This window comes from Cryomorphaceae bacterium (assembly GCA_007695365.1).
Classification (GTDB): Bacteria; Bacteroidota; Bacteroidia; order Flavobacteriales_D; family SKUL01; genus SKUL01.
Genome location: REDV01000016.1, coordinates 1 through 4,102 on the forward strand (window position 1 = coordinate 1; position 4,102 = coordinate 4,102).

The 4,102-nt window shown below is 51.4% G+C and carries 2 protein-coding genes; both read left to right on the forward strand.

All coding sequences use genetic code 11. The annotated features are described in order from the left end of the window. A partial coding sequence (locus EA392_00320; protein ID TVR42444.1) for an RNA-binding protein occupies positions 1 to 2,948 on the forward strand: 2,948 nt, incomplete at its 5' end. A 271-nt stretch (positions 2,949 to 3,219) separates the two neighbouring features. Continuing rightward, on the forward strand, positions 3,220 to 4,102 hold an 883-nt coding region (locus EA392_00325; GenBank protein ID TVR42445.1), incomplete at its 3' end, for a DEAD/DEAH box helicase.

Below are 4,102 nucleotides of genomic sequence, written 5' to 3' on the forward strand. Positions count from 1 at the left end.
GGACCACCGGTGTCTGCATGGTTGACATCAACGGCAATGGGATGCTGGATATCTATGTATGCAAATCCGGCCCTTCGGAAAACGCCGATGACCGCCGCAACCTGCTGTTTGTAAACAACGGCGATCAAACCTTTTCTGAGCGTGCTGCCGATTGGGGTATTGACGACCCTGCCCACAGTACCATGGCCTACTTTTTTGACTACGATGGCGACGGAGACCTGGACCTTTTTCTGCTCAATCACCGCATAGACTTTCTGGACAATGTGGACGTGGACCTGGACTTTCAACGCATCATTGACCCCTCAACCACGGATAAACTCTACCGAAACGACGGCGATCGATTTACCGATGTCACATCCCTTGCGGGCCTTTCAAACAAAGCCTGGGGTCTGGGGGCCGCCATTGCCGATTTTAACGGAGACGGACTACCTGATTTGTTTGTTTGCAACGATTACCGCCAGCCCGACCATTTTTACCTCAACAATGGCGACGGAACTTTTCGCGACGGGATTCTCGATCACTTCGGGCACATCTCCTTTTACAGCATGGGAGCCGATGCCGCCGACTTCAACAACGACGGCCATACTGACCTAGTGGTGCTCGACATGGTTTCTGAAGACCACGTGCGCTCCAAACGCATGATGGCAGCCATGAGCACCGCCAATTTCCGCGAGATGGTTGACATAGGCTACCACCACCAGTACATGTTCAATATGCTGCACCTGAACAGCGGAAACGGCGATTTCAGCAACATTGCCCACCTGGCCGGAGTGGCCAAAACCGACTGGAGCTGGGCGCCCCTGTTCGCCGACCTCGACAACGATGGCTGGCTCGACCTTATCATCACCAACGGCATTGACAAGGACGTGACCGATGTGGACTTCAAAACTGAAATTGAACGCCGCTTTATGATGGGGCAACCCATGTCTTTTCAGGAGGCCATGGAGCGATGGCCGGCAGCAAAAATTCCGAATTACGCTTTCAGGAATACCGGTGATCTGAGGTTTGAAAACGCCACTTCAAACTGGGGGTTGAACCGCGCGGTTAACTCAAACGGTATTGCCTACGCCGACCTCAACAACAACGGTGCCCTCGATTTAATCATCAACAACCTGAACGACACAGCATGCATTTACCAAAACCACAGCACAAACAAGTGGTTACGGGTGCAACTCAACGGGCCGGAAAGCAATCGGTTTGGTATCGGCGCGCGGGTTGAACTGGAAGCCGATGGTCAGTTTCAGCAGCGCGAAATGTACATGGCCCGCGGCTTTCAATCGTCGGTTGAGCCTGTGCTGCACTTTGGTTTGGGTGAAAACGGTGCTGTAAACACTTTGCGCGTCATCTGGCCCGATGGAAAAACAGAGCTGAGACGCGATGTACCAGCCAACCAAAAACTCACACTCCACCATCGCGATGCTACGGAGATGTATTTACCGACCGAAATTGAAACGCTTTTCGACCCGGTTGATGCATCCGCAATCGGCATTGATTTCGTGCACCGCGAAAACGACTTTGACGATTTTGCACGCGAAATCCTTCTCCCCCACAAACAAAGCACCTGGGGTCCGCAAATAGCCGTGGGCGACCTGAACGGTGATGGTCTGGACGACTTTTTTGTGGGAAATGCCAAAGGAGCAGAGGCGGCTACCTTCATTCAAACTCCGGGTGGAAAATTTGTTCGCAGCAACCATTCTCTCTGGAAGAAAGAGGCGGACTACGAGGATTTAGGCGCCCTGTTTTTTGACGCCAACGGAAACGGCCATCTCGATTTGTACGTGGTGAGCGGCGGTAATGAGCGTCCTCCGGAAGATGCCGCTTACCAGGACAGACTGTACCTGAACGACGGCAAGGGTAACTTCCAACGTGCAAGCAACGCTCTTCCTCAACTTGTGAGCAGTGGCCAATGCGTGGTGGCCGCCGATATTGACGGCGACGGCGACCTTGACCTTTTTGTGGGTGGAAAGCAATTCCCCGGCATTTATCCTTATCCCGGCAAATCGTACATACTCCGTAATGACGGTGGAGTGTTCACAGATATCACAGAGCAATACGCTCCTGAGCTCCGACACATCGGCATGGTAAGCGATGCTGTCTTTGCAGACTACAACAACGACGGACTTCCTGATTTGGCCGTAGTGTGCGAATGGTCGCCTATCATGCTTTTCAAAAGTACCGGCAATCAGTTGGTGTTTGACAGAAGCACAAGCGGACTCGAAAAAAGCAACGCGTGGTGGTACGGCATCCATGCTGCAGACATGGATGGCGATGGGGATATTGACTTTGTGGTGGGTAACCTGGGGCAAAACAACAAGTTTCAGCCCACTGCGGACAATCCGCTCCACATTTTTTGCCACGACTTTGATGGGAATGGCACCTACGACATTGTGCTCGGAAAGCAGAAAAACGGAACCCTTTTGCCTGTGCGCGGACGCGAGTGTTCGTCGGAGCAGATGCCTTTTATCGGAATGAAATTTCCCAGCTACCGCAGTTTTGCAGAGGCAGATTTGCGCGCCATCTACGGCGAGGAGGCACTTGCCCAAGCCTTAAACATGGTAGCGTATGATTTCAGCAGTGTGTACCTTGAGAATCTCGGCAACGGACAGTTCAGGAAACACGAGCTCCCTGCCCATGCACAATTCGGACCGCTGATGGGTATAGATGTGCGTGACGTGAACGGCGATGGTGTGAAGGATATCATTGGCGTAGGTAACATGTACAACGCTGAGGTGGAAACCGTGCGCTACGACGCCTGCCGCGGATTTGTGCTGTTGGGAGATGGAGATGGCGGGTTCACCTACGAGCCTCGTTCAGGGTTTTATCACTTCAGCGATGCCAGGAGCCTGGCTACCCTGAACATTGCCGGGCAGCTTCATTACATTGTTGGGGCGAATGATGGAAAACTCAGCTTTTTCAAATTGAAGGCACAGGCAGAGCCGGCACGGTAGAGATGAATCCTTCCTTACCGCTAATTCACCCGCCAAGGTCACCCCAGCTCCCACATCCCAGTTATTTACACGTTTGTTAGGGTAAAGAAAATTCGCGATATTGGCGGTTTGTTCAAGGACTTAAAACACTGAAATGTGCGAGCTGCGTGAGGTTAATTTTGCCAACATACTGAAAGAACCAACCTCATAACAGCTATTTCCCGGAACTTAGGGAAGCGTCGGTTTTTACTCCCAAAAGTTTTTGACACCCGGCTTAAATAAAAGAAAATGAATGACATCAAATGTTAACCAAAACCCCGAACAAATAGCGCGCGACCAGATTGACAAAATGTTGGGCGATGCGGGATGGGTAGTACAATCTAAGAGCAAAGTAGACCTTTCTGCCGCGCTGGGGGTGGCGGTGCGCGAATACCAAACTGATGTTGGCCCCGCAGATTATGTTCTGTTTGTGAACAGAAAACCAATTGGAGTTATTGAGGCCAAACGCGAAGAAGAAGGGGCAAGACTGACAGCTGCAGAAGATCAGTCTGCCGGTTACGCGCAGGCAACACTCAAGTACAATTTGAATAAAGGCCCACTGCCATTTGTCTATGAAAGTACCGGGGTGCTTACGCGATTTACCGATTACCGCGACCCGAAACCGCGCTCCCGACCGGTTTTCCATTTTCATCAGCCCGAAACGTTACAAGAATGGTACAGCCAGCCGGACACCTTACGCGCCCGATTGCAAAAGATGCCAGAGCTGCCCGAGGAAGGTCTTCGTCCGGCCCAAATAGATGCCATCAAAAATCTCGAAACGTCGTTTAAGGAAAACAAGCCGCGGGCATTGGTGCAAATGGCCACCGGAGCCGGGAAAACTTTTACCGCCTGCACCTTTGTTTATCGCTTGTTGAAATACGCAAACGCTAAACGCATTCTCTTCATCGTCGATACCAAAAACCTCGGAGAGCAGGCCGAACAGGAGTTTCAGAAATTTCAACCCACCGATGTCAACCGCAATTTCACAGAGTTGTACAATGTACAGCGCTTGACATCGAGCTATATTGCCTCCGACAGCCAGGTGAGTATATCTACCATTCAACGCCTTTATTCCATTTTGAAAGGAGAGGAGCTGGAAGAAAATGCTGAACTGGAAAACCCCAATGAATCCGAGT